This window comes from Caballeronia choica, from assembly GCF_001544535.1.
Taxonomy (GTDB): domain Bacteria; phylum Pseudomonadota; class Gammaproteobacteria; order Burkholderiales; family Burkholderiaceae; genus Caballeronia; species Caballeronia choica.
Genome location: NZ_FCON02000026.1, coordinates 22,614 through 47,221, shown reverse-complemented (window position 1 = coordinate 47,221; position 24,608 = coordinate 22,614). Strand labels below are relative to the sequence as shown.

Genomic DNA, 24,608 nt, shown 5'->3' with positions numbered 1-24,608 from the left:
TCGCACCGGGATGCGGCCATGCAAGCGTTCGAACACGCCAGCCGGTCCGAAGGGGAAGCCGGGCGCGCGCCCGAGGCGCGCCAGTGCGAGGCGCCCGGGCGTGCCGTCGAGGGCCGGGCGGCCGCGAGCGCCGGGCCCGGCCGCGCGGCGGGTGAGGGCGGCGCGGCGGGCGCGCCGTGCGAAGGCGGCGCTGCGAATGCGGGCGCGGCGCGCGCCGCGTTCAGTCTCGCGCGCGTGCCGATTGCGCCCGGACAACGCGCCCTCGACGCGGAGGCCGAGGAGGCCGAGCGGCTCGCTCCGCGCGTCGCGCGCGTGACGGCCGAGATGTCGCGCGCCTTCGGACTGGACTTCTCGAAGGTGCGCATCCGCCACGATGCCGCCGCGGCACGCATGGCGGAAACCCGCGGCGCCCTGGCGCTGACCGATGGCCGCGAGATCCTCTTCGCCCGCCATGCGTTCGCTCCCGGCACGACCTGGGGCGATCGCATCATCGCGCACGAGTTCGCCCACGTCGCCCAGGCCATGGGCGGCACGAAGCGCGCCGGACGGCTGCGCGTGCGCGGCAGCACAGTAGCCGCGCTTGGCGCATTGCATTTCGACGGCGCACGTCAGGCGGCGTCCGGAAGCGCGCTGCGCGACATCGAGGAGGAAGCCGACCGCGCGGCGCAGGCGTACCTCGACGGCGGCGAGCCCGAGGTCGAGGCCGCCGCGCTCGACGCGCACGGCGCGCGCAAGGCGGCGTCGGAACCGTCCGCGCCGGCGAAAGCCCCGAAAATTCCGGCGCCGCCGCTTGGTGTGTGGATTCGCGTTGCCAACGGCGAGACGTTCTTCTATCTGTTCAACCCCGCCGACCTGTCGAGCAAAAGCGCGGAGCAGGCGGCCCGATGGGTTTACGAGGTCTATGCCGCCCAGGTGTTCGGCGTCGGCCGTCAGCTTGCGGACAAAAGCGCCGACGCCCAGAACGTGCGCTTAAAGAGCGGCGGGCGGGCTCCGGCTGACTACGCGCCCGACGAGGGCTTCTGGGTGCGAATCGAGCCGGGCTTGCACGAGGATACCGTCAAGTACTTCGCAGCGATCGGGATCCATCCCAAACTCAGTCCGACGAAGGTCGCGACGGTATACGACGAGCTCGGCAAGGGAAGCACCGGCGGCGCGGGCGAGAGCGGCGACGACACCGGCGCCGGCACCGAGCCGAAGTCCGACGATACCGCGGGCGGCAAGGCGCGCCAGAAGGAACAGGACTCGCCCGAACTCAGGAAGGCGCGTGACCTGCTTCAGCTGCTTCGCACGAAGTACCCGGAGATGTTCACCGCTATCAAGTCGGAAGACCTGACGGAACTCGACCTGCTCAAGTTCATCGCCCAGAACCCGACGCTCTTCGAGAACCTGCCGAAGATACCGATCGGCGCGACGCCGACCGCGGACCTGTCGAAGTTCAAGCAATTCCTGGAGAAGTGGAAGGGCGCCCACCAGAACGAGCAGGGAACCGGCGACACGCCCGGCCAGGGCGGCGGCACCAATCCCGAAGGCGAAGCCGTCAAGATGATCCATCCGGACGGCGAGATCGCGCTCGACCCGTCGCTGGATGCCTCGAAGGGCGACAAGTTCATCACCGGCTCCACGGTGGAAGCCAGCATGAAATGGAAGGGCGAGGCCCTCGGCTGGATGGATGCGTTCCCGCACTGGGGCCAGTTCGACTGGCGCCTCGTCGATACGCTCAAGAACACGGTCGTCGACAAGCCGTTCCACATCGGCCTCGGCGTGGGCGCTGACAGCTGGAGCGTCGATGTACCGAAGGGGGGCGGCACGTATCAACTGCTGGTCACGATCCAGAGCCCGCATTTCTACGGCTTTTCGTTCACGCCGAAGCCGGTGCTCATGCCCACCGTCAACGAAGCGACCCGCGACAAGGATGTCTTCAACGCCTCGTTGGTCGGCGACGACGACAAGTTCCCGTTCGAGCGCGACGAGAGCGGCAAGCTCCACCTCAAGCCGGGACAGAAGGCGCTGTCGCTCGATGACGAGATCACGAGCCTCGACACGCAGATCGGTGCCATCCATGCGCTCGAGGGCAAGGGCAAGCTCACCGCCGAGAACGCGAAGAACTACGCCGAGTACTTCGAAAACGAGAAGAAGGCGCTGGAGGAACTCAAGACCAGGACCGAGGCGGCGAAGGGAACGTACTTCGTGCGCATGACCTTCGTGTCGCGCGAGAACTCGTCGACCATTCCGCAGATGCGGGTGTACATGGTCGAACTCGAAGACTCCGTGACGCTCGATGATGACGAACAGGGGACGGCGACCTTCAAGGTCATCCTCTACGACACGACGCTGAACCAGGAGAACTACACGCGGCATCCTGGTGAGGGCGAGACGCCCATTCGCAAGGGCCACGAGGCGCGGGCGCACCAGCAGGCCGAGCTGGACGCGGTCAAGGACATGGCGGAGCACTTCCACAGTCACAACGACTACCCGAAGGGCACCATCCACATGGCGGTGAAGCTGCTGCTCACCAACGGCGTCTTCGAGGACACGCGCAACACCAACAACTGGAAGAAGCCGGCCGAAGCGGCCATCGGCTATATCGGCATGGCGGCCGGGATCGCGCTCATCCTCGCCTCGCCGCTGGATCTGGGCGCCACCGCGGTTGCGGGCATTGCGCTGATCGGCGCGGCCTCGGGACTCATCAGCGCCGGGATCGCGCTGGAAGAGCAGTTCGCGAAGGAAGGCCGGATCAAGGTGGATTCGCGCCTCGCGCTGAATCTCGTGACGATCGCCACCTCGCTCGTCGGGCTGTCGGAGATTCGAGGTGCGTTCACCACGGTGCGCCAGTTGTCGAGAGGCGTCGCGTTCGCGAAGATCGGCTTCAACCTCGGCGCGACCGGCATTCAGGCTGCAGTCGTCTATCAGCAGGTGCAGGACGAGCTCAATGCCCTCGAAGCCCAGTACAAGCCGCGGCTGCTCTCGATGGATCCGAACTCCGCCGAGTACAAGACGCTCGAGCGCGAGTACAAGTCCAAGGTCGCCCAGATCATGGGGGCGGCAGCGGCCAACGGAACCTTCATGCTGGTGGCGTTTGGGCAGGGTGTCCACGGGCTGGCGGAACTGCCGGCGCCGGGGATGATGTCCGGCAAGAACTTCAGCGTTCACGAAGACGTGATCGATCTGGTCCAGCAGTTCAGCGAGACCCGCGATCCGCGCCCGATCGAGAACCGGATCCAGTCCGGCGCGTCGACGCCGGACGAACTCAGCTATCTCAAGGAGGCGCTCGGCAAGATTCCCGCGAAGAAGGCGGGCGAGCTTCCGTCGACGCCCGAGCCCGCCAAGGGCAAACAGCCGGCGGCCGCCGCGGCGCCCGGAGCAGGCGCGGCGCCAGCCGCTCGGCCCGAGCCGCCGGCAGCGCCGCCGAAGCAGGAGCCTGCGCAGCCTTCGCAACCGGCACAGCAGGCGCAACCGGCGCAGCAGGCGGGCAAGCCTGCGGAACTGCCCGCCGAGCCGCTCAAGCACGAGGGCGCGGCGCCCGAGCCGCAGACGCAACAGCCAGCCGCGCCCGCTGAACAGAAGCCCGCGGCACCTTCGGCCGAAACGCCGCATGGTGCGCCGGCCGAGGAACCGTCGGCGGGCCATGCCGAAGCCCAGAAGAAGGCGGAACAACTGGCGCCCGAGGCAGAGGGAGAGGCGAAGGGAGAGGCGAAGGGAGAGGTAAAGGCAGCGCCCGAAGGCAAACCCGCCGAACCCGAAAAGCAGCCCGCCGAGACCCCTGAACCGGCGCCCGCGCCGCAACATCAGGCCGAAGCGCCCAAGCCCGAGACGCCGGAAGAACGCACAGCGCGGCAGACGGAGGCGGCGAAGCAAGCCTATCGGCTGGCGAAAAAGTCGAAATTCACCGAAGAGGAGTTCATCAAGCGCTATACCGATCCGGAGAACCCGAAGATCTTCGATCTGGAGTCACGCCATTGGGTCAACGAAAGCGCCGAGGGCAAGCCTTCCGACAAGATGGCGAGTACCAAGGGGGTCCTGGGGCAAGCGCGCGAGGATGCCCTCGATGCGGCCATGAGCAAGTTCACCGACATCGATTCCACTTCGAGCTTCAAGCCCTACTACGACATGCTCATGGAGGAGGGGCTCGCCACCGACGCCCATGTGAGGCGCGAGTTGCAGGCGCTGCTCGACGGCATCCCGAAGGGGAAGTCATACACGGTCGATACCATTCGCCATAACCTGAAGGCCAAATTCCGCCAGAAGATCGTTGACCGGATGTTCGTCAATGCAGAGGGCCACGCGCTCACGCCGCAGGAGAGCCATGCCGCGATGCGGCGCATGACCGAGGATCTGAACTCGTCGGACAAGGGCAATCTCACCGAGACCTGGATCGACGGCTATCGCAGCCTCGATCCCGACAACCCGAAGGGCGGCGCCGCCGAGCACGTCCAGTTGCCCGCCGAGGGCGCCGCCGCTCCCGAACAGGGTGTGCCGCCCAGGCGGACCACGGGGAAGCATGTGGAAGCCAGCAAGGGCGAGGGCGGCGCGGCGCCGTCGCAGGACCGCGTCCTCGACCGGGTCGAGTTCGATGAGCACAACGTCGGCACCATCAACGAGATCAAGTCCGGCGAAGGAAGGATGAACGAGCACGACCTGAGTCAGCACGCAGACAACATGGCGATGGTCAACAAGATGGGCGGGACGTCGGTCAATGTTCAGGATCAGCCCGTTGCATTGAAGGAAGTGAAGCTCACTTTCACGAGCCCCGAAGGGGCGAGCGCCAATGCCGACTGGATAGGCGACCAACTGTCGAGAAGTGGTAACCTCTCCGTCGAAGTCTTCAACAAGTCCGGCGAGCGGAAGGTGTTCACCAAGAGCAATGTCGGCAAGAATGCCAGCGAACTTCTCAAATTCCTGGGACCAGCCAAATGAAATACAGATTGGAGCTGGGCCTTGCGGGCCCGGATCTGACGGCCATTCTCGAAGCACTCGTCACGCAGGGATTGCCGCGCAAGGGCGAGCCCATCAGACTCACCGTCGATGCGTCGCCGAAGAAGCCGGCGGCGGACTGGCTCGCGCGCGGCCTGAAGTGCAAGGTCGAGTTCATGGCGCGATGGGATGACGCCTGGATCAGCATGGACCGGGACAGGGTCGTCAAGATCTCGATGGACGACTGCGAATTCGACCCGGCTGCGCTGCTGAAGATGATCGAGACGCTGCCCGTGACGCTCGTCTCGGCCGGCTCGATCCATGACGAATGGGAGGACGGAAGCCTCGGCGAGAAATACCTCGCACCCGGATTCGGCGACCTGCACTGGTCCCATGGCCCCTTCTGCGCATTCAAGGAAGCGGGGCACGAGCGGCTCGTGTCGCGCCGCTGGCTGGAATATGGTCCCTGGAAGCTGCTGCGGGGAAACGCCGACGTGAGCGTCGTGCAGTTTCACGAACTCGGCGCCGATGCGAAGACCGCCTTGCAGCAAGCGAGGCCGGGGCATGAGCGGATGGGCATCTCGCCGGCAGGCGGCTTCATTCAGCAACCGTTCCCCTATCGGTATGGACTGAAGGGGCGCTACCTGCCAGCGCTTCGGAAGCTCGATTTCGTGGTCAACGGCCGCCCGGTTCCTGAACTCGAAATGCTCGAGGCGGCCGCCTCGCGGCACGATCAGATTCTCGGCGCACAGAAGCCGATCGAATCCGTGGCCTACACATTTGTCGTCGAAGAGGAAGCCCGCGACCATTTGCACGAACTCTGGCTGCATGGCCTGGAATGCTGGGCCATCATCGAAGGAAAGGAAGCGCGGCTCGATGAGGATTACCATCCCGATGCATCGCCACCGGGTTGGGTGAAACAAGGCGCGTTCTGACCGGCCCCGATAGCGGTAGCCATATCTCAACGCTAGTCGCGAAGGATGCTCCGCTTGCATGATCGGTTGTCGAGGGTCGTTTGCTGTCCTTGCAACCGGAGCAGCCATTCGAACTAGCCTGCGCCCGACGTCGGCATTACTGGCCCTAACCGCCGTGGGCAGACGAACGCACCAGCGACTGCTTTCCGAAGACGGCTTCACAGGTGAAGGGCAAGGACTCGGTGTGGCCGTTCCACCCTAATACCTGCCGTTGGAACCACGACGATGCGACCGTCGGCAAAGGGGTCGTCAAGATTCATCCGCCGTTCCCGGAAGCCGACATCCGACCGCACAGCATCGTGAATGACAGCAACGAGGCGTCCTGCTGCCGCACGGCGGCTGAACGGCGAGCGTCGCCTATGGCCGATGAATTTCCTTCGAAGATGCATAAGCCGTCGGCAGGTCATTTGGCCTCGCGCTATCTTTTGATCGGTTTAGGGGATTTTCCACCCAGGGGCGATCGTCCTTTTCGTGCAAAATCTGGCGGTGCCGTCCTGCAGAGCCGCCTGCAGCAAGGCTCTGCAGTTCGGTGCCTTTCGCGCTATCTACGATTTTGCAAGCTGTTGATCCATTGGAATTTTCAGAATCAAAGCGCCAGATTTTGCACGAAAAGGACGATTACCCCGGGATGACGTCCTTGCCGAAGTCGGGACTCTTCAGGGCTCCCTCGAGCAGGTGATGCAGATACTACGCGTCGAACACGTAGATGCCCATGCACGCGAGCGACGCGTCGTCGTTGCCGGGCATCGCGGGCACTCGGCTGGTTTTTCGACGGAAGCGCTGATCTTGCGCGACTTGTCGATCGCCATCACGCCGAAGGCGGTCGCCTCGGCGCGCGGCACCTCGATGCAGCCGACGGTGCAGCCAGCGCGGGACTGCAAGTGGTCGAGCAGCACCAGCGAATAGTCCTGCTTGTGGATGTGATCGCCGGCCAGCACCAGTACGTACTCGGGGCGGTACGATCGGATGATGTCGAGGTTCTGGTAGATCGCGACGGCGGTGCCGCGATACCAGTGCTCCTCGCCGACGCGCTGCTGCGCGGGCAGCAGGTCGACTAACTCGTTCATCTCGCCGCGCAGGAAGCTCCAGCCGCGTTGCAGGTGCCGAAGGAGCGAATGCGACTTGTACTGCGTCAGCACAGCACGGCGCTGCGGCGCAGGCCGAAGTTCACGCAGTTGGAAATCGACGAGGCGGACTTTGCCGCCGAAGTAGACCGAGGGCTTCACGCGGCGGTCGGTCAACTGATACAGGCGCGAGCCGCGCCCGCCGGCGAGGACCACGGCGATGGTGTTGTTGCGGACTTCGCGGGCGCGGCGAGACTATCGACGACTCTGTTCATAGCGATCTCCTGATTCGGCGCTCTGATGGACGCGTGCGCGGCTCGATGCGTTTCGGTCGGTCAGGTCACGACGGTCGGCTCGGTCCTCCCGGTGCGAGCTGCGATGTCGGCGACGCGGCCGGCGATCGCGATCAGGTCAGCGAGCGCCGTCTGCGTGGGAATGTCGTGCTTCGTGAGATCGGCCTCGTATCTCTCCAGATACAGGCGCAGTGTCGCGCCCTCGGTGCCGGTACCGGACAGCCGGAACACGATCCGCGAGCCGTCCGCGAACACGATCCGCACGCCTTGCTGCTTCGACACCGACCCGTCGACCGGATCGGTGTACTCGAAGTCGTCGGCGAGTGCGACAGTGTAGCCGTCGAGGTCCCGGCCCGCGAGCGACGGCAGTTGCGCGCGCAAATGTTCCATCAGCGCGGCGGCCGCGGCGCTGTCGATCGCCTCGTAGTCGTGCCGCGAGTAGTAGTTGCGGCCGAAGCGCGCCCAGTGCTCGCGCACGAGCGTATCGACCGTCTTGCCGTTCGCCGCGAGGATGTTCAGCCAGAACAGCACCGCCCACAGCCCGTCCTTCTCGCGGATGTGGTTCGAGCCGGTGCCGTAGCTTTCCTCGCCGCACAGCGTCGCCATGCCAGCGTCGAGCAGGTTGCCGAAGAACTTCCAGCCGGTCGGCGTCTCGTAGCAGCGGATGCCGAGCGCGGCCGCGACGCGGTCCGCGGCGGTCGAGGTCGGCATCGATCGCGCGATGCCGACGAGGCCGTCCCGATAGCCGGGCGCGAGCGTCGCGTTCGCCGCGAGGATCGCGAGGCTGTCCGACGGCGCGACGCAGAAATCGCGGCCGACGATCATGTTGCGATCCGCGTCGCCGTCCGATGCCGCGCCGAAGTCCGGCGCCGCGGCGCCGCTCATATGCGCGATCAGGTCGGCCGCGTTCACCGGGTTCGGGTCCGGATGATGCCCGCCGAAATCCTCGAGCGGCTCGCCGTGTGTGACCGTGCCGGCCGGCGCGCTGAGCAGCCCTTCGAGGATCGTCTTCGCGTACGGGCCGCCGATCGCGCTCATCGCGTCGAAGCGCATCGTGAAGCCGCGCGCGAACAACGCGCGGATCGCGTCGAAGTCGAACAGGTCCTGCATCAGCGCCGCGTAGTCGGCGACCGGGTCGATCACGTCGATGGTCATGTTCTCGATCGCGTAGCGGCCGATCGTGTCGAGATCGACGTCCGGTGCGTCGCTGATCCGGTATTCGCGGATCGTGCCGGTCTTCGCGTAGATCGCGTCGGTGACCTTCTCGGGCGCGGGGCCGCCGTTGCCGACGTTGTACTTGATCCCGAAATCGCCGTCCGGGCCGCCGGGGTTGTGGCTCGCGGACAGCACGATCCCGCCGAATGCGCCGGCCTTGCGGATCACGCAGCTGATCGCCGGCGTCGAGAACAGACCGCCGCGGCCGACCATCACCCGGCCGAAGCCGTGCGCGGCCGCCATCTTCAGGATCGTCTGCACCGCGACGCGATTGTGGAAGCGGCCGTCGCCGCCCAGCACGAGCGTCTGGCCCTGGCTCCCTTCGAGCGAATCGAAGATCGACTGCACGAAATTCTCCAGATAGCTGGGCTCCCTGAAGATCGTCACCTTCTTGCGCAGTCCTGAGGTGCCTGGTTTCTGCCCGGGGATCGGCTGTGTCGAGATTGTCGTGGTCGCCATGTATGCTCCTTTTCCCGCGTCTTTCTTTATCGCCTGTCGTCGGGGCGCATGTGGCGCCGCCGTGCCTGTGTTTCGTTTTGTCTCGCCCTGTCGTTCGTCTCAGTGCGTTCCGTCCGTCAGCCAGCGTGCGTCCACCGTGAGTACCACGCTGTGCGCGGGAACCATCATCTCACGGGTTGCATCACGCGAGTGCGTTTGCGTATCTGCGTGCATGTGCTTGGCATGAGCGTCCGATGGTGTGCTATTAATCAGCACGCGCCACGTGTTCGCCGTCCCAACGCGTGCCAAGCGGGTAGGGCGCGCCGTCGGTCAGCGTGCCCACCAACGGCTCGTGCTTCGGGGGCACCTTCCGGCGAGCCGCCCTGAGCGCGGCCTCCCAACCTATTTTCCTTCGACATGGTTCGAGAGGTCCTTGTCACTCCGCGCTGCTCCTCGAAGGGTCGACGGTGCGAGTCCACGGTCGATTTTGAACCGCAGTCGTCGGCAGCGACCTTCCAAGCCGAACGCTATACCTAATTGTCATGGTCCGCCGGCAGCTGCGACAGAACCGATCTTATTGGGAGGCTGCCTCGCAACCGCAGGAATTGCGTATTGTGAAGGTGGGATCCAGCCGAATTATCACCGGTTTTCCTGTTGTGCCATCCATTCGGCTATTGAGTAAGGCCGCCGCCGTGGAGCCTATCGCGTGGCACGGCTGAACCATGGCAGTCAGGCGCGGCTCGAACGCGTCGGCCCAATCGAAATCGTCGAAGCCCGCTACGGCGACATCCGCCGACACGTGCATGCCACATCGGCGTGCCGCGAGCATGATGCCGATTGTCGTGAGGTTATTGCCGCCGATCAACGCGGTCACAGGGTTGGCCGATGTGAGCAGATGCGCCGCGGCATCGGTGGCGGTGGCAAGGTCGGTGTGGCCCATGGAAATCCGTTCTTCGTGGACCGCAAGCCCGCGGCTGCGCAATCCGTCGCGAAACCCTTCTGCGCGCTCCAGCGCGGTCGTGAAGTTGGCTTGACCTGCGAGGAAGCCGATCCGCTCGTGTCCATGATCGATCAGGTGGGTCACCATCGTCGCGAGAGACCGCCAGTTCTCGACTCCGACGCCGTCGAGGTCGACATCGGGGAGCCGGTCGACCATGACCGACGGGATACGTTGTTCGCACAGGTAAGTCAGTGCGCTGTTGTTGCAACCGCAAGATGGCGCGATGATGATCCCGTCGACCCGCCGCTTGTGAAGCGCAGCCACGATCTCGAGTTCCCGTTTGGGGTCGTCCTGCGTGTTCGCGAGCAGCACCATCATTCCGAGCTTTGCGCATTCCTCCTCGATGGCGTTGATGACGTCGGAAAAGTACCGATTTCTCGTGGACGAAATGGCAAGGCCGATCGTACTGGTGGTCGATCGCGCCAAGGCTCGCGCCACCGTGTTGGGTGTATAACCAAGCGCGCGAACGGCGTCGTGGACCGCTCGGGTCGTGTCGACGCTGACGAACCGTGTCCGGTTGAGGACGTGGGAAACGGTTGAGGTCGCGACCCCGGCGAGCCGCGCGACATCAGCGATAGTTGCCACTGCGTCCCCGCCACGGTCTGAAGTACGCGTAACTGGAACACATTTGTAATCCTTTGGTAAGCAGTTTTGAATGACTACATGCGTGCGCATTGCCAACCTCGACGCTTTCAGCATATGAGGGTAAACGACCCAAGGCAAGCGCTTGCGCAAGCGCTTGCCTGTGCCTAAGCTTCACTCGCGGCAGATAAGAACACGAATCCCCATTGATACGGGAGAAGACATGGAAGCGCACACCCGGCGGGCTAGGTCAGTCGCGCTATGACTGCGCTGCTGCTGGAACTGCGCGGCATCCAGAAGCGCTTTGGCGGTGTCCATGCGCTGAGGGGCGTCGACTTCGATCTCGCGGCGGGCGAGGTGCATGTCCTGCTCGGCGAAAACGGTGCGGGCAAATCGACGCTGATGGGGGTGTTGTCGGGCGCCGTCCTGCCCGACGCAGGGACCATCACGCTCGATGGTCGTCCCGTGAGTTTCGCGAGCCCTCGAGAGGCCCACGCCGCGGGCATCGTGATGATCCCGCAGGAACTCGACCTCGTGCCGGGCCTCGATATCGCGGGCAATCTGTTCCTCGGCAACGAGATCACCAGCAAAGGCGTGCTCGCGGCCGCCGACATGCGGCGCCATGCGCAGGACCTGCTGGCGCGCGCGGGCGTCTCGCTCGATGCGAGTCTGTCGGTCGCGAGTCTTCGCATGGGCGAGCGTCAGCTCGTCGCGATCGCCAAGGCGTTGTCGGCCAGGGCGCGCATCCTGATCATGGATGAGCCCACCGCGGCGCTCTCGGCCGTCGAGGCGGATCATCTCTTCACGGTCGTGAAGGAGCTTTCCGGGCGCGGTGTGGGGATCGTCTACATCTCGCACCGGCTCGAAGAAGTCACGCGCATCGCGCACCGGGTGACCGTGATGCGCGACGGCGCCGTCGTCGGGACCACGGCCCCCGACGCGCCGCAGGCCACGCTCGTCCAGTTGCTCGTCGGGCGTCCGTTTTCCGACCTCTTTCCGCCGCGCGCCGAGAACATCGGCGCGCCGATCCTGCGGCTTGAACACGCCGCATTCGATCCCGACATCGCGCGCGTCGGCTGGCAGGCCCCGCGCGACGTCACGCTGACGGTGCACGAAGGCGAGATCGTCGGCCTCGCCGGCCTGATGGGCGTTGGGCGCACGGAACTGCTCTCGACCCTGTACGGCTTCGGCACGAGCGGACGCTGGCGCGGCCTCGTCGAAGTGCGCGGCAAGCCGACGGTCCTGGGCGACATTGCGGCGGCGCGGCGCGCGGGAATCGCCTACGTTACCGACGACCGGCGCGGCACCGGTCTCATCCTCAATCACACGGTCGGGCAGAACGTCCTCATGTCGACGCTCAAGCGCGTCACGCCATTCGGTCTCGTGTCGCGCGCACTCGAGAAGCGCCACGTGACGCGCGCACTGAACGACTACGACGTGCGCCCGCGGCTCCCCGGCGCCAAGGTCGTGAACCTGTCGGGCGGCAACCAGCAGAAGGTCGTCTTTGCGAAGGAACTCATGAACGACCCCGGCCTGCTTCTGCTCGACGAACCGACGCGCGGCGTGGACGTCGGTGCCAAGGCTGAGATTTACCGGCGTCTGCGCGGCCTCGCGAAAGACGGCCTGGGTGTGCTCGTCGCGTCCTCTGAACTGCCCGAGCTCATCGGACTGTGCGACCGGATCGTCGTGATGCACGCCGGATGCACGATCCACGAATTCGGCCCGAATCCGGCCGAGGAAGCCGTGCGGCGCATCAGCGAAGGCGAGGGGATCGCCGCATGAGCACGACGCCGACTTCCACCGCCAAGGCCGTCGAAAGTCCGCGCAGCCTGCTCGCCTGGCTGGTGCGTTTCCAGAGCCTGCTTGGGCTCATTCTGGTGGTCGTGGCGGGCATCGTCTTTTCGCCGCGCCGGCATGGACACATCCTTTTTCTCGGCGCCGACAACGTCGCCAACATCATCCGCTCGATCTCCGAAACCGGCATCCTCGCGCTCGGCATGACCTTCGTCATCATCGCGGCCGGTATCGATCTGTCGGTCGGCGCCGTGCTGGGCCTTTGCTCGGTGCTGACCGCGACGCTGCTGGTCAACGAAGGATGGGGACTGTGGAGCACCTTGTCCCTCGTCATCGCGACCGGCGTGATCTTCGGCGCGGTCCAGGGACTGATCTCGGCCCGCCTGCGCATCCAGGCCTTCATCGTCACGCTGGCCGGGCTTCAGGCGGCGCGAGGCTTGTCGCTGATTGCGTCGAACAATGCGTTCATCAACATCAACTACGGCACCGGGCCTGGCAGCGCGCCACCGGCGTTCGGCGTGCTCGGCGAGCGGATCGGCGGCGTTTTTCCCGTCGCGACGCTCGTCTTCGTCGTGCTCGCGGTCGCTGCCGCATTCCTCCTCAACAACACGCGCTACGGACGCTACGTGGTCGCCGTCGGCGGCAACGAGAAGGCGGCGCGGCTGTCCGGCATTCCGGTCAACGCGATCAAGATCTCGGTCTACGCGCTGACGGGGTTCGCCTCCGCGATCGCAGGCATCGTTCACGCGGGGCAGTTCTCGTTCGGCAGCCCCAACGACGGCACCGGCTACGAGCTCAACGCGATCGCCGCGGTCGTGATCGGCGGCACGGACCTGTTCGGCGGCGCCGGTTCGATGGTGGGCACCATTGCGGGCGCGGTCATGCTCGGCGCACTCGCCAACATCCTGCAACTCAACGACGTCAGCGCCGCGATGCAACTGCTCGCGACCGGCGCGATCATCGTGATCGCCGCGGCCTTGCAGACCTACGTCGTGGGACGCGGCGGCGCGAAGCGGTGAACCCTCGCGCGCAACTCGGGGCGCGCGACGCATGCAAAACGAAAAGGAGACAGGCAAATGAAAAATCTTCCGAAAGCGACCCTGCTCGTTGCCGGCGTCGCGCTCGCCTCTGGTGCGTGGGCGGCGGGCGGCAAGCCGCTAGCGAAAGAGTGCGGGCCGAATAACGACTACGTGATCGGCTTCAGCCAGGCGAATTTCAAGGAGCCATACCGCGAGCACGTCAATCACGAGCTCGAACGCCTCGTGAAGAACTATCCGAAGTTCAAGCTCGTCATCGCGGACGGGCAGGCGAGCGTGAACACGCAGGTCTCGCAAGTCGAGAACTTCATGACGCAACGCGTCGACCTGCTGATGATCTCTCCGTTCGAGGCGGCGCCGCTCACGCCGTCCGTGTCGGCGGTCTACAAGGCAGGCGTCCCGGTGATCGAACTCGACCGCAAGACGACAGGGGAAAACTACACGGCCTTCGTCGGCGGCGACAACCGGGCGATCGCGAAGGAAGCAGGCGAATGGGCCGCGAAGACGCTGCTCCCCGAAGGCGGCGAGGCAGCCGTGCTGGAAGGGCTGCCGAGTTCTTCGCCCGCGATCGAACGGCTCGAAGGGTTCAAGGCGGGCATCGCCAGCAATCCGAAGATAAAGCTTGTCGCCGTGCAGCCGGTCAACTGGATGGAGGACCAGGCCGTCACGGTGTTCTCGGCGATGCTGCAGGCGCACCCCGACATCAAGCTCGTCTATACCAGCAACGATCTCGCGGCGGCAGGTGCTTACATCGCGGCCAAGCAGGCGGGCAAGACGGGGCAGGTGAAGATTATCGGCACCGACGGGCTGCCGGGACCGTCAGGCGGTATCCGCGCGGTCGCGGACGGTCAGTGGGCCGCTACGTTCACCTATCCGACGGGCGCCGCTCAGGCGCTCGAACTGGCCAAGAAAATCCTGATCGACTGTGCGACCGAGGTTCCGCGCAGCGTCATCGTGCCGACCCAGCGCATCGATCAGGCCAACGCGAAAACACTCTATGGGAAGGAGAAGTTCTAGTTCGGCGGGACTGCAAGAGAGCGCGTTGCCGGCAGCGTCTGCTTCCGGTAACGCTCAGCAATACCAGCACACAAGGCGTACAAACATGAGCAAGTCCACTGCGGCAACTACGGGCACGAAACCCCGGCCCGGATTCGCCGGGAATCTCCTGCGGTCGCGGGAGACGGGCATCATCGGTGCGCTTCTGATCATGGTCATTGCGCTGTCGATCTTTGCGCCCGACTTCGCGAGCGTCGACAACCTGCTCAACGACGCGCGCAACCTCGCGTTCATCGGGATCGTGGTGCTCGGCCAGGCCGCGGTGATGATCACCGGCGGGATCGACCTGTCGGTGGGCAGCGTATGGGGACTTGCAGCAGTCGCATCAGCCGCGATGATGCATGCGGGCATGGGCGTCGTGCCCGCCTGCGCGCTCACGCTTCTGATCGCGGCATCCGTTGGCCTCTTTAACGGCTTCTGCGTGACCAAGCTGCGCATGCTGCCCTTCGTGCCGACGCTCGCGACCATGAGCATCGCGCGCGCGCTCGCGCTCATCATCACCCGCGGCAAGGCAATCGACGGGTTCCGCCCCGACGGCGACGCCTTTTTCGCGCTCGGCGGCGGTGATTTTATCGGGCTGCCGGTGCCTTTCCTGATCTTCGTGGCGTTGTCGATCATCGCCGCGATCGTGTTGAAGCGCAGCGTCTTCGGCCGCCAGCTCTATGCGGTCGGCGGCAACGAGCGCGCCGCGATGCTCACCGGCCTCAACGTCGACCGGCTGAAGATGAGCGTCTATGTGATGTCTTCGGTCCTTGCCGGGCTCGCCGGCATCATCGAGGTCAGCTATCTCTCGTCCGCGATCTCGAACCAGGGGCTCGGCAAGGAACTGAGCGTGATCGCGGCGGCCGTCATCGGCGGCACCGCGCTTAGCGGCGGCGAGGGCACCGTGATCGGCGTGTTCATCGGCACGGTGATCCTTGAAGTGCTTCGCAACGGTCTCGTCCTGCTCGGCACCGACGCCTATTGGCAAGGAGTCTTCGTCGGTTCCGTGATCGTCCTTGCCGTATTCATCGACCAGCTCAGAAAGGGCGTCTGGCGACGTCGCTGAGTGTTCTGCCCATAACGACCCTTTGGAGAAAACAATGACACGCATCCTGCTCGGCGCCGTGACCGCCGCTGTTCTGTTCGGACTTGGGGTGGCTCCCCACGCACAGGCCGCCGATAAAAAAGTGTTCGCCGTCGTTCCGAAGGCGCTCGGCGTACCGTTCTATGCCGACGCGGAGAAAGGCTGCAAGGAAGAGGCCGCGAAAATCGGCGCGGAGTGTCTCTTCACCGGCCCGGCCCAGCTCGACGACGCTGAACAGGGCCGCATCGTGCGCGACCTCATCACCAAGAAGGTCGCGGGCATCGCGATAGCGCCGAACAATCCGGATTCGATCAGCGGCGTCATCAGCGCAGCGATGGCGAAGAACATCCCGGTCGTGACCTTCGACTCCGACGCACCGAAGACGAAGCGTGTCGCCTTCATCGGCACCAACAACGAAGCGGGGGGCGAGTCCGGCGGCGAGGCATTTGCCAAGGCGCTTCCGAAAGGCGGGAACTATGCTGTGATCACGGGCGGCCTGTCGGCGGCCAACCTCAACGATCGCATCAAGGGCTTCAAGTCGAAGCTCGGCGGCAACTTCAAGGAAGTATCCGGATCGCCTTTTCCCTGCAATGACGATTCGAGCACCGCGGTGCAGCTGATCCAGGACATCCTCGCCAAGAATCCCAATATCGACGGCATTTTCTTCGCGGGCGGATGGCCGATGTTCGCGCCGGAAGCCTACATGCGCGCGCTGAAGAACAAGGCGGCGGACCTCAAGGGCGGCAAGTTCGTGATCGTTTCATTCGACACCCTTCCCACGCAGATCAAGCTCCTGAAAGACGGCTATGCGACGACGCTCATCGGTCAGCGGCCGACGAAAATGGGCTCGGAATCCGTCGCCCAGTTGAACAAGATTCTGAAGGGCGAGAAGGTGCCACCGGTCACGGATACCGGCGTGGACATCGTAAATTCGTCGAACGTCGACAAGTTCACGGCCGGCAAGTAACCCCCGCGCGGGACGGAGTTCAATAAGGCCGTCCCGCGTCTTCCTTGCAACGAGTGCCGCCATGACCGTGCTTTTGAGCGTTGAACATGTTTCGAAGATATATCCCGGCGTCAAGGCGTTGCAGGATGTCTCCTTCGAAGTCGAGACGGGGACCGTGCATGCGGTCATGGGCGAGAACGGCGCCGGCAAGTCGACCCTGATGCAGGTGATCGCGGGCGCGCATTCGCCGACCTCCGGCCGACTGGTGTTCGACGGCCACGAACTGCAACTCTCCGGCACGCGCGACGCCGCCCGCCGGGGCATTTCGATCGTGTTCCAGGAGTTGATGCTCGCGCCGAACATGACGGTGGCGGAGAACATCTTCCTCGGCGCGGAGCCGCGCATGGGCCGCGTGCTGGTGGATCGCGGCGTGCTGATCGCGAAGGCGCGCGCGGCGATGGAACGGCTTGGCATCACGCTCGATCCCGACACGCGTCTCGGCGACCTGACGATCGCGCAGCAGCAACTGATCGAGATCTGCAAGGCATTGATCCACGAGCCGCGTCTCTTGATTCTCGACGAACCCACGTCGAGTCTTTCCGAGGCCGACTCGCTGACGCTCTTCAAGGTCGTGCACGACCTGCGTGCGCGAGGCGTCACGATCCTCTATATCTCGCATCGCATGCGCGAAGTGTTCGACAATTGCGATGCCGTGACCGTGCTGCGCGACGGCAAGCACGTGCGCACGGCGCGGCTCACGGACACCTCTCCGGACGAAGTGGTGCGTCTGATGGTGGGGCGCGACCTTGCCGAAGTGCGGCGCATCCGGCCCGAGCATGGCGACCAGCCGATCGTCCTCGCGGTGCAGGGCCTGGGCGACGACGAACGCTACCGCGATGTGTCCTTCGCATTGCGGCGTGGCGAGATCGTGGGTCTCGCGGGACTGGTTGGGGCCGGCCGCTCCGAGGTCGCGATGGGCATCTTCGGCGCGCCGCCGCCGACGGCCGGAACCGTGTCGGTGGAAGGCAAGCCCGTGAATGTCAGGAAGCCTCGCGATGCCATGAAGCTCGGCATCGGTCTGGTTCCCGAAGACCGCAAGGACCAGGGGCTCGTGCTCGGGATGTCGGTCGGCAGCAACCTGTCGCTCGCTGCGCTTGGCCTTGGCCGGCTCTCGACCGCGAGCGTGATTCGGCCGCTGCGCGAGTCGCGCATGATCGAAGGCTACGTGGGGCGCTTCCAGATCAAGACGCCGGCGGTCGAGCAACTCGTCGGCCTGCTGAGCGGTGGCAACCAGCAGAAGGTAGTGCTCGCGAAATGGCTCGCCTCGAAGCCGCGCGTGCTGATCGTTGATGAGCCGACACGGGGCGTGGATGTCGGAACGAAGGCGGAAATCTACGCGCTTATGCGCGAGCTCGCTCATGACGGCCTCGCGATTCTGGTGATCTCGAGCGACTTGCCCGAAATACTGACGATCTCGGATCGCATTCTCGTGATGCGAGCGGGCCATCTTGCGGGAGAAATCAGCTTCGATGATGCCTCCGAGGAGCGCATCATGTCGCTCGCCGCCCTCGAACGTGCCGATCCGGCGCATCCCGCGGCCAAGCCTACGGGGTTCGTCGCGTAGCGACCGAAGAACCCCCATCGAACGTCCGCAATGGCCGATTATGCCAAGCCGTTGGTTGCGGATAGTGGTTTCGGCAGCCGGGACCTCCCGATGAGCACAGTATGTGGCGGCATGGTGATTTCTACGGATGCGGCAGATCAGACATTGGGCTTGGTCGCGCGCAAACTGGTTGACGTCGTAACTGTTCCCTGAAGTGGAATCGTTACATCAGATCACCGCTGAATTTATGCGGACGCCGCATCATTCCACGCGCATGTCGCTGACGAGTTGCGTACGATGCGTATCTGCGCTGTACGAGGCCTGGCAGCCAACAACGCAAGGATCGCCAGCGGCACAATTCTGACGGTTGTGGGGAGCGCTGACACACAGATTCAGACGGTTTGGGATGCGATGTCGATATCACGGGGCCGGCTTCGCTGGTGGAAGCGTTTCCGACCGCATTGAACTACCTGGGTAGCACGCGGCTCAATTCCGGACGGGCATGCCGGGATCGGTGCTGGCAGCGAAATTGGCCTTTTTCGACCAGAGTCATCTGGCGCGGTACTTCAAGCGCGTTTGCGGCATGACGCCGAGTTCTTGCCTACAAAGCGCGCGTGCAATCGGCGCAATCGGCCCCGCCCAAGGTTCAGCCGAATACGAGACCACACTGCTTCAGCGCCGCGCGCAAACCAAGGTTCGGATACGTGCGATCGACGATGCGCAGGTCGTTGCGCATTTCTTCGATTATCCAGTCGCATATTTCGGTGACGATGGGCCGCGTCGGCCGGTTCGCGGGCCACATGAGACAGCAGCGGCGGCTTGTCGTGATCAATTCGGCTTCGGCGGGCATCAGCGCGGCTTGCGCGAGCCAGTGCGACACCACATTCACCCAGCCAAGCGCGATGCCCTGGCCAAGCAGCGCAGCCTGTACGACGATCGCGTAATCGTTGAAGCTCAGCATGCCGGCGACATGCCGCCCGTGTCCGGCGAACGCCGCGAACCGGTCGTGCCAGCCGCGCTCTTCATCGTCCATCACGATCACTGTGTCGCCGTGTTCGCGATGCGCATCGGTTTGCGACATCTCGTGATAACGCTGATTGCACACCGGCAACAGCGTTTCAGGCATGACCAACACGCTGTTCTCGTCGATATCGTCTTCGCGCAGAAAGCGCATGCCCAGATCGACATCGACGAGCGGCCCGCCAATGCGCCCGGAAATCAGCTGAAAACGCAGATCGACGGACGGAAACGCCTGATTCAAACGGCTCATGCGCGGCATCAGCCAATGCGTCGTAAAGCCCGTCGACACCGACAGCGTGACCGATTCCACGCCCGTCGAGCGTGCCTCGATTTCGCGGATCGCACTCTCGATGCCGCTAAACCCTTCCGAAATCTTCCGGTACAGGATCTTGCCGTTTTCGGTCAGCTCGATGCCGCCGCGCACGCGCTCGAACAGCCGCACGCCGATATGGTCTTCCATGCGCGCGAGCATGCGGCTCACAGCGGGCTGGCTGACATACAGTTCTTGTGCGGCGCGCGTGAAGTTGCCGCAGCGTGCGGCCGCCTCGAACACGAACAGCGCGTTGGCGCTGGGCAGTTTCTTGCGAAGGTTTGGCATGACCTGATGTTATGCCTGATCCAACAATTTGGGAATTGCCGCCAAAAACATTGCGACTTATATTTTCTTCAACGCAGGCTTTTTACAGCGAGACAATCGTCATGGACGCACGAGCGAAAACGGGAGTTTCCATCCGATCGGCAGCGAAGCGCTACGGTCCGGTGGTCGCGCTGGACGACGTTTCACTCGACATCCTGCCGGGCGAATTCGTGTCGCTACTCGGGCCGTCGGGGTCGGGCAAGACGACGCTGCTCGGCATCCTCGGCGGCTTCGTTCAGCCGAGTTCTGGTACGGTCTGGGTCGGCGAACGCGACATTACATTTGCGCCGCCACACAAGCGCAACATAGGCATCGTGTTTCAGAACTACGCGCTCTTTCCGCACATGACGGTTGGCGAGAACGTCGCCTTTCCGCTGCGCGCGCGGCGCGAGCCGAAAGCCGGTTGGGCGAAGAAAGTCGCCGATGCACTCGCGATGGTCGAATTGAGCGGCTACGAAGGGCGCGGCATCAGCCAGTTGTCGGGCGGCCAGCGCCAGCGCGTCGCGCTGGCACGCGCGATGGTGTTCGAGCCGCAACTCATTTTGATGGACGAGCCGCTCTCCGCGCTCGACAAGCAGTTGCGCGAAACCATGCAGATCGAATTGCGCCGCTTGCATCGCAAGCTGGGCGCGACGATCGTCTATGTCACGCACGATCAACGCGAGGCGCTCACGATGAGCGATCGCGTCGCGGTGTTGAAGAACGGCAAGCTCGTGCAGATCGATACGCCGGAGCGTCTGTATGACCGGCCGTGCGATGCGTTTGTCGCGAGCTTTATCGGCGAAGCGACGCTGCTCGGCGTGAGCCGCGCGGGCGACGATGCCGTCAAGCTCGGCGAAACCCTGCTGCGCACGGCGCATCCGCTGCCGCGCGGCGACAAGCTCCTGCTTGCCGTGCAGACCGAAAAGCTCGTGATCGACGGCAACGATGCGCAGGCGAATGTAAATCGCCTGTCGTGCCGCGTCACGGAGGTGTTGTACCAGGGCGAGAGCCTGCGCGTGTTCGCGACGCTCGCGGACGGCACAGCCATCAGCCTGAGACAACCTGGCAACTACGAAGCGCGCAAGCGCATTCCCGAACCGGGGGCGCTCATGACGGTCGTGCTCGATCCGCTCGACACCATCGTCGTGCCCGCCTGATTTCACTCGCCGCCCGAGTATGGGCAATTCGCTTTCTGATTCACGCAACCGCAAAGGATGAAGCAATGAAGCTCACCGATTTCAAGGTCCTGACGTTCGATGTCGTCGGCACGCTGATCAACTTCGAAAAGGGCGTGCTCGCGTCCGTGCGACGCTTGGGCGGCGCGGCAGCGAAAGACCTGACCGACGAACAGATTTTCGAACCGTACATGCGCGGCCGCGCAGCCTATCCAGGCCGTTCGAGCCAAGAAATGGCGAACGTGTATCTGGCGCTCGCGAAAGAACTGGGCTTGCCCGACGACGCGCAATCGGCCGCTGCATTTCAGCGCGACGTGCTCGAATGGCCCGCGTTCGAAGACTCGGTGGCTGCACTGAAGCGCCTGCGCAAGCACTATCGGCTGGTGGCGATGACGAATGCGGACCGCGTCGCATTGTCGGCGTATGCGCATACGCTATGCGATCCGTTCGACGACACCGTCTGCTGCGATGAAACCGGCGTCGCGAAACCCGATCCGCAATTCTTCGCCTACAACCGTGGACGTCAGGCGGCATTCGGTTTCAAGTTCGGCGAGATTCTGCATACGGCACAAAGCCAGTATCACGACATCGGCATTGCGACGAAGCTAGGGTATGCAACATGCTGGATCGAGCGTCGGCAGGGCTTGAAGGGATTCGGCGCGACGCCTGTGCCCGAAGCCGTGACCACGCCGACGTTCAAATTCGCGACGCTCGCCGCGCTCGCGGACGCCGTCGAAGCAGAAGCACGCGCGGCCTGACCATGCTCGCGCCGACCACACCGTTGCGCCCGCAACCCGATTCGCTCTGGCGGGCGATGGCCGCCAGAGCGCCCGTGACGCACGCGCCCGTCAGCACAGGCACGCCGCTCAATCGCGATCTGTCCGTCGATGTGGCGGTGATCGGCGCAGGTTATTCGGGGCTGGCGGCGGCGTATGCGTTGCAAAAGCGCGGGGTCGATTGTGCGGTGTTCGACGCGAATCCGGTGGGTTGGGGCGCAAGCGGCCGCAATGGCGGCGTGGTGTCGTCGAAGTTCAGGCTGTCCTTTCCGACGATCGAACGCATGCATGGTCTCGACACCGCGAAGCGCATGCATCGTCTCGCACACGACGGCGTGCGCGTGGTCGAATCGCTCATCGACGAATTCAAGCTGGAGCGCGCGCAGTTCGAGCATACGGGCAGCCTGCGCTGCGCGCATACCGAGCGCGCGTTCGCCGCGATTCGCGCCGAAGCCGACTGGGTCCGCACGGCGCTCGGCGATTCTTCGATGACGGTGCAAACGCGTGAAGAAGTGACGCACGAGACGGGATCGACGGGATTTATCGGCGGCGTGTTGAGCGCGGACGCGGGCACGATCTTGCCGCTCGAATATGTGCGCGGCCTCGCGCGCGGACTCACGGCGCGGCGTGTGCCGATTTACGAATCGACGCCCATCGTCGAGATGACGCGCGCGCGCACCGGCCCTGGCGTGACGTTGCGCGCGCCCGGCGGCACGGTGCGCGCGAAGCAGGTGATCGTCGCGACGAATGCGTATTCCGGACTGACGTCCGCGACCGCGCCGTATCAGCGCGAACTCGTGCCGTTTCGCAGCGCGATGATTGCGACCGAGCGTCTGTCACCGGAACTCGATGCGAAACTGATGGTGCAACGGCGCAGCTATACGGAAACGCGCCGCATGATGAAGTGGTTTCGCAAGGTCGATGGACGCATGTTGTTTGGCGGCCGCGATGCGTTCGGCAAGGAAGGTCAGGACACCGGCTTCGATGCGTTGCAGCGCGCGATGGCCGCGCTCTTTCCCGATCTGGCGGGCGTGCGAGTCGAGTATCGCTGGTCGGGTTATGTCGGCATGACCTTCAATGCATTGCCGCATATCGGGCGCAGTGACGACACAACGACCTTTTGTCTGGGGTATAACGGTGCGGGTATCGCGATGGCGAGCCTGCTCGGCCAGCATGCGGCCGCGCTTGCGCTCGGCGAGACGCCCGAGCTTGCACTGCTTGCGCAGCAGGGCTTGCGGCCGGTACCGTTTCATTCGTTGCGCGCGCCGGGTGTCCGGCTCGTAGCTGCGTGGTATCAGTTTCTCGACGCCGTGGGTGCATGATGACGACAGCCAAACGGATTCTCGAAGGACACACGTTGATGCCAGCTTCCCCAATCGATCCGTCGGTGCGTCATCAGCAGCGTGAAGATCGCGCGATGCTGATGTTGCTCGCGCCCGCGCTGTTCGTGATCGTCGTGTTGCTGGTGGTGCCGCTTGCATGGCTGTCGTGGCAGTCGATCTGGCACGACGGCGGCTTCACACTCGCGAACTATCAGCGCATGTTCACCGGCACGTATCTCGACACGTTTCTGCTGACGTTCAAACTGAGCTTCATCGTGACGGCGATCACGTTACTGCTGGGGTATCCGGTTGCGTATTTCGCGGCGTCGCTGCCGCCCAAGCTTAGCGCGCTGATTCTCGGCATGGTGATTCTGCCGTTCTGGACGAGCGTGCTCGTGCGGACTTACGCGTGGCTCGTGTTGCTGCAACGTACGGGCCTTGTCAACAAGGCGCTGGTGGCGAGCGGCCTGATCGATCATCCCATACAACTCGCGTACAACCAGTTCGGCACGATCATCGCGATGGTGCATATCCTGCTGCCGTTCATGGTGCTGCCGCTCTATTCGGCGATGCAGAAGATTCCGTCGAACCTGTCGCAAGCGGGCGCGAGTCTTGGCGGCTCTCCGCTGCATGTGTTCTGGCGCGTGTTTTTGCCGCTGTCGATGAGCGGCGTCGTCGCGGGCGTCACGCTTGTCTTCATTCTGTGCCTCGGCTTTTACATCACGCCTGAGCTGATGGGCGGCGGCAAGTCGATCATGGTGTCGATGGTCGTGAGCCGCAACGTCGAGATTTACAACAGCTGGGGCGCGGCGAGTGCGGTGAGCGTCGTGCTGCTGATCTGTGTGTTCGCGATCTTCTACGCCGCGAGCCGCGTGATTCCACTTGAAAAGACGCTGGGCGCGAAATGAACAAGATCTCGTTCGGAAAGGTCGTTCTTGGTGCGGGGGTCGTGCTGATCCTCGTCTTCCTGATGCTGCCGATTCTGATCGTCGTGCCGCTGTCGTTCTCCGACACGCGTTTCATGACATTCCCGCCGCCCGCGTATTCACTGCGCTGGTATCACTCGTTCTTCGATAATCCCGCGTGGATCGACGCCGCACGCACGACGCTGATTGCGTCGGTCAGCGCCGCAATCATCGCGACGCCGCTCGGCATCGCCGCAGCCTACGCATTGCAGCACGGCACGCACTGGATCATGCGTTATCTGCGGACGCTGCTCATGTTGCCGTTGATGGTGCCGATCATCATCGTCGCGGTCGGCGTGTTCTTTGTGTATTCGCAGGCGGGTTATGTGAACACGCTCGGCGGGCTGATCGTCGCCGATACGATGCTCGGCTTGCCGTACGTGCTGATTTCGGTTGGCGCGGATCTGCGCACGTTCGACCGTACGCAGGAGATGGTCGCGCGCAGTCTCGGCATGAACCGCTTTCGCAGTTTCCTGACCGTGACGCTGCCGCAGATCAAGGCGAGCGTCATCTCGGGCGCGGTGTTCGTGTTCATTCAGGCGCTCGATGAAACGGTTGTCGCGCTCTTCATTTCGGGCGGATCGAACCAGACGCTGACGCGTCGCATGTTCGTCACGTTGCGCGACGAAATCGATCCGACCATCGCCGCCATCAGCACGATGTTGACGGCGCTCACGCTGTGTCTGGTGATGATCGTCGTCGTGACCCGGCGTTCGTCGATGACGCGCGCCTGATTCCATTCGAACGGAAGA

18 protein-coding genes and 1 pseudogene are annotated in these 24,608 nt (G+C 64.2%); 15 read left to right on the top strand and 4 right to left on the bottom strand.

Annotated features, from left to right (window positions below):
- Window positions 1-18: 18 nt before the first annotated feature.
- The 3 genes from AWB68_RS14340 to AWB68_RS46480 all read left to right on the top strand — a co-directional run bounded on the left by AWB68_RS14340 (window position 19) and on the right by AWB68_RS46480 (window position 6,517).
- Window positions 19-4,914 (top strand): eCIS core domain-containing protein, encoded by a 4,896-nt coding sequence (locus tag AWB68_RS14340; RefSeq protein ID WP_087645020.1) that lies wholly within the window; start codon window positions 19-21, stop codon window positions 4,912-4,914.
- Entirely contained in the window at window positions 4,911-5,846 is a 936-nt protein-coding gene (locus AWB68_RS14335) for a hypothetical protein (RefSeq protein ID WP_125482937.1), read from the top strand. Before AWB68_RS14340 ends, AWB68_RS14335 begins: the two co-directional genes overlap by 4 nt.
- Window positions 5,847-6,049: 203 nt before the next feature.
- Entirely contained in the window at window positions 6,050-6,517 is a 468-nt protein-coding gene (locus AWB68_RS46480; protein ID WP_125482936.1) for a hypothetical protein, read from the top strand.
- Here AWB68_RS46480 and AWB68_RS14330 read toward each other — a convergent pair.
- The 3 genes and pseudogenes from AWB68_RS14330 to AWB68_RS14320 all read right to left on the bottom strand — a co-directional run.
- Window positions 6,510-7,171, bottom strand: a pseudogene (locus tag AWB68_RS14330) (sugar phosphate nucleotidyltransferase); the annotation flags it as partial. The gene AWB68_RS46480 and the pseudogene AWB68_RS14330 sit on opposite strands and share 8 nt — an antisense overlap.
- Before the next feature lie 113 nt (window positions 7,172-7,284).
- Window positions 7,285-8,916, bottom strand: coding sequence for an alpha-D-glucose phosphate-specific phosphoglucomutase (locus AWB68_RS14325; RefSeq protein WP_087645018.1), 1,632 nt, complete (start codon window positions 8,914-8,916; stop codon window positions 7,285-7,287).
- 553 nt (window positions 8,917-9,469) lie between these two features.
- On the bottom strand, window positions 9,470-10,480 hold the full coding sequence (locus AWB68_RS14320) for a LacI family DNA-binding transcriptional regulator (RefSeq protein ID WP_087645017.1): 1,011 nt from the start codon (window positions 10,478-10,480) through the stop codon (window positions 9,470-9,472).
- 258 nt (window positions 10,481-10,738) lie between these two features.
- Between AWB68_RS14320 and AWB68_RS14315 the strand changes: the two genes are divergently transcribed.
- The 7 genes from AWB68_RS14315 (at window position 10,739) to AWB68_RS48200 (ending at window position 18,192) form a co-directional block, all read left to right on the top strand.
- Window positions 10,739-12,259, top strand: coding sequence for a sugar ABC transporter ATP-binding protein (locus AWB68_RS14315; RefSeq protein ID WP_087645016.1), 1,521 nt, complete (start codon window positions 10,739-10,741; stop codon window positions 12,257-12,259).
- The gene (locus AWB68_RS14310; RefSeq protein ID WP_087645015.1) at window positions 12,256-13,290 is read left to right on the top strand and encodes an ABC transporter permease; all 1,035 of its coding nucleotides are present in this window, start codon (window positions 12,256-12,258) and stop codon (window positions 13,288-13,290) included. The genes AWB68_RS14315 and AWB68_RS14310 overlap by 4 nt, the downstream gene beginning before the upstream one ends.
- A gap of 57 nt (window positions 13,291-13,347) precedes the next feature.
- The gene (locus AWB68_RS14305) at window positions 13,348-14,325 is read left to right on the top strand and encodes a substrate-binding domain-containing protein (RefSeq protein WP_087645014.1); all 978 of its coding nucleotides are present in this window, start codon (window positions 13,348-13,350) and stop codon (window positions 14,323-14,325) included.
- An 85-nt stretch (window positions 14,326-14,410) separates the two neighbouring features.
- On the top strand, window positions 14,411-15,412 hold the full coding sequence (locus tag AWB68_RS14300; RefSeq protein ID WP_160110013.1) for an ABC transporter permease: 1,002 nt from the start codon (window positions 14,411-14,413) through the stop codon (window positions 15,410-15,412).
- 34 nt (window positions 15,413-15,446) lie between these two features.
- The gene (locus tag AWB68_RS14295) at window positions 15,447-16,397 is read left to right on the top strand and encodes a sugar-binding protein (protein ID WP_087645012.1); all 951 of its coding nucleotides are present in this window, start codon (window positions 15,447-15,449) and stop codon (window positions 16,395-16,397) included.
- A gap of 61 nt (window positions 16,398-16,458) precedes the next feature.
- Window positions 16,459-18,000, top strand: a complete 1,542-nt coding sequence (locus AWB68_RS14290) for a sugar ABC transporter ATP-binding protein (protein ID WP_087645011.1) — start codon at window positions 16,459-16,461, stop codon at window positions 17,998-18,000.
- A 30-nt stretch (window positions 18,001-18,030) separates the two neighbouring features.
- Complete coding sequence (locus tag AWB68_RS48200; RefSeq protein ID WP_160110012.1) at window positions 18,031-18,192, top strand: hypothetical protein; 162 nt, start codon at window positions 18,031-18,033, stop codon at window positions 18,190-18,192.
- Window positions 18,193-18,625: 433 nt separating this feature from the next.
- Here the strand turns inward: AWB68_RS48200 and AWB68_RS14285 are convergent, their stop codons facing one another.
- Window positions 18,626-19,597: a LysR family transcriptional regulator gene (locus AWB68_RS14285; protein WP_087645010.1), complete on the bottom strand. Its 972-nt coding sequence runs from the start codon at window positions 19,595-19,597 to the stop codon at window positions 18,626-18,628.
- Between the two features lie 101 nt (window positions 19,598-19,698).
- Here AWB68_RS14285 and AWB68_RS14280 point away from each other — a divergent pair, with 101 nt between their 5' ends.
- The 5 genes from AWB68_RS14280 (at window position 19,699) to AWB68_RS14260 (ending at window position 24,590) form a co-directional block, all read left to right on the top strand.
- On the top strand, window positions 19,699-20,775 hold the full coding sequence (locus tag AWB68_RS14280; RefSeq protein WP_087645009.1) for an ABC transporter ATP-binding protein: 1,077 nt from the start codon (window positions 19,699-19,701) through the stop codon (window positions 20,773-20,775).
- Between the two features lie 65 nt (window positions 20,776-20,840).
- Window positions 20,841-21,551 (top strand): HAD-IA family hydrolase, encoded by a 711-nt coding sequence (locus tag AWB68_RS14275; protein ID WP_087645008.1) that lies wholly within the window; start codon window positions 20,841-20,843, stop codon window positions 21,549-21,551.
- A 2-nt stretch (window positions 21,552-21,553) separates the two neighbouring features.
- Window positions 21,554-22,891 (top strand): NAD(P)/FAD-dependent oxidoreductase, encoded by a 1,338-nt coding sequence (locus AWB68_RS14270; RefSeq protein WP_087645007.1) that lies wholly within the window; start codon window positions 21,554-21,556, stop codon window positions 22,889-22,891.
- Window positions 22,888-23,799, top strand: a complete 912-nt coding sequence (locus AWB68_RS14265; RefSeq protein ID WP_087645006.1) for an ABC transporter permease — start codon at window positions 22,888-22,890, stop codon at window positions 23,797-23,799. The genes AWB68_RS14270 and AWB68_RS14265 overlap by 4 nt, the downstream gene beginning before the upstream one ends.
- Window positions 23,796-24,590 carry an ABC transporter permease gene (locus AWB68_RS14260; protein WP_087645005.1) on the top strand — a complete coding sequence of 265 codons (795 nt, stop codon included), beginning with the start codon at window positions 23,796-23,798 and terminating at the stop codon, window positions 24,588-24,590. The genes AWB68_RS14265 and AWB68_RS14260 overlap by 4 nt, the downstream gene beginning before the upstream one ends.
- The last annotated feature ends 18 nt before the right edge of the window (window positions 24,591-24,608 follow it).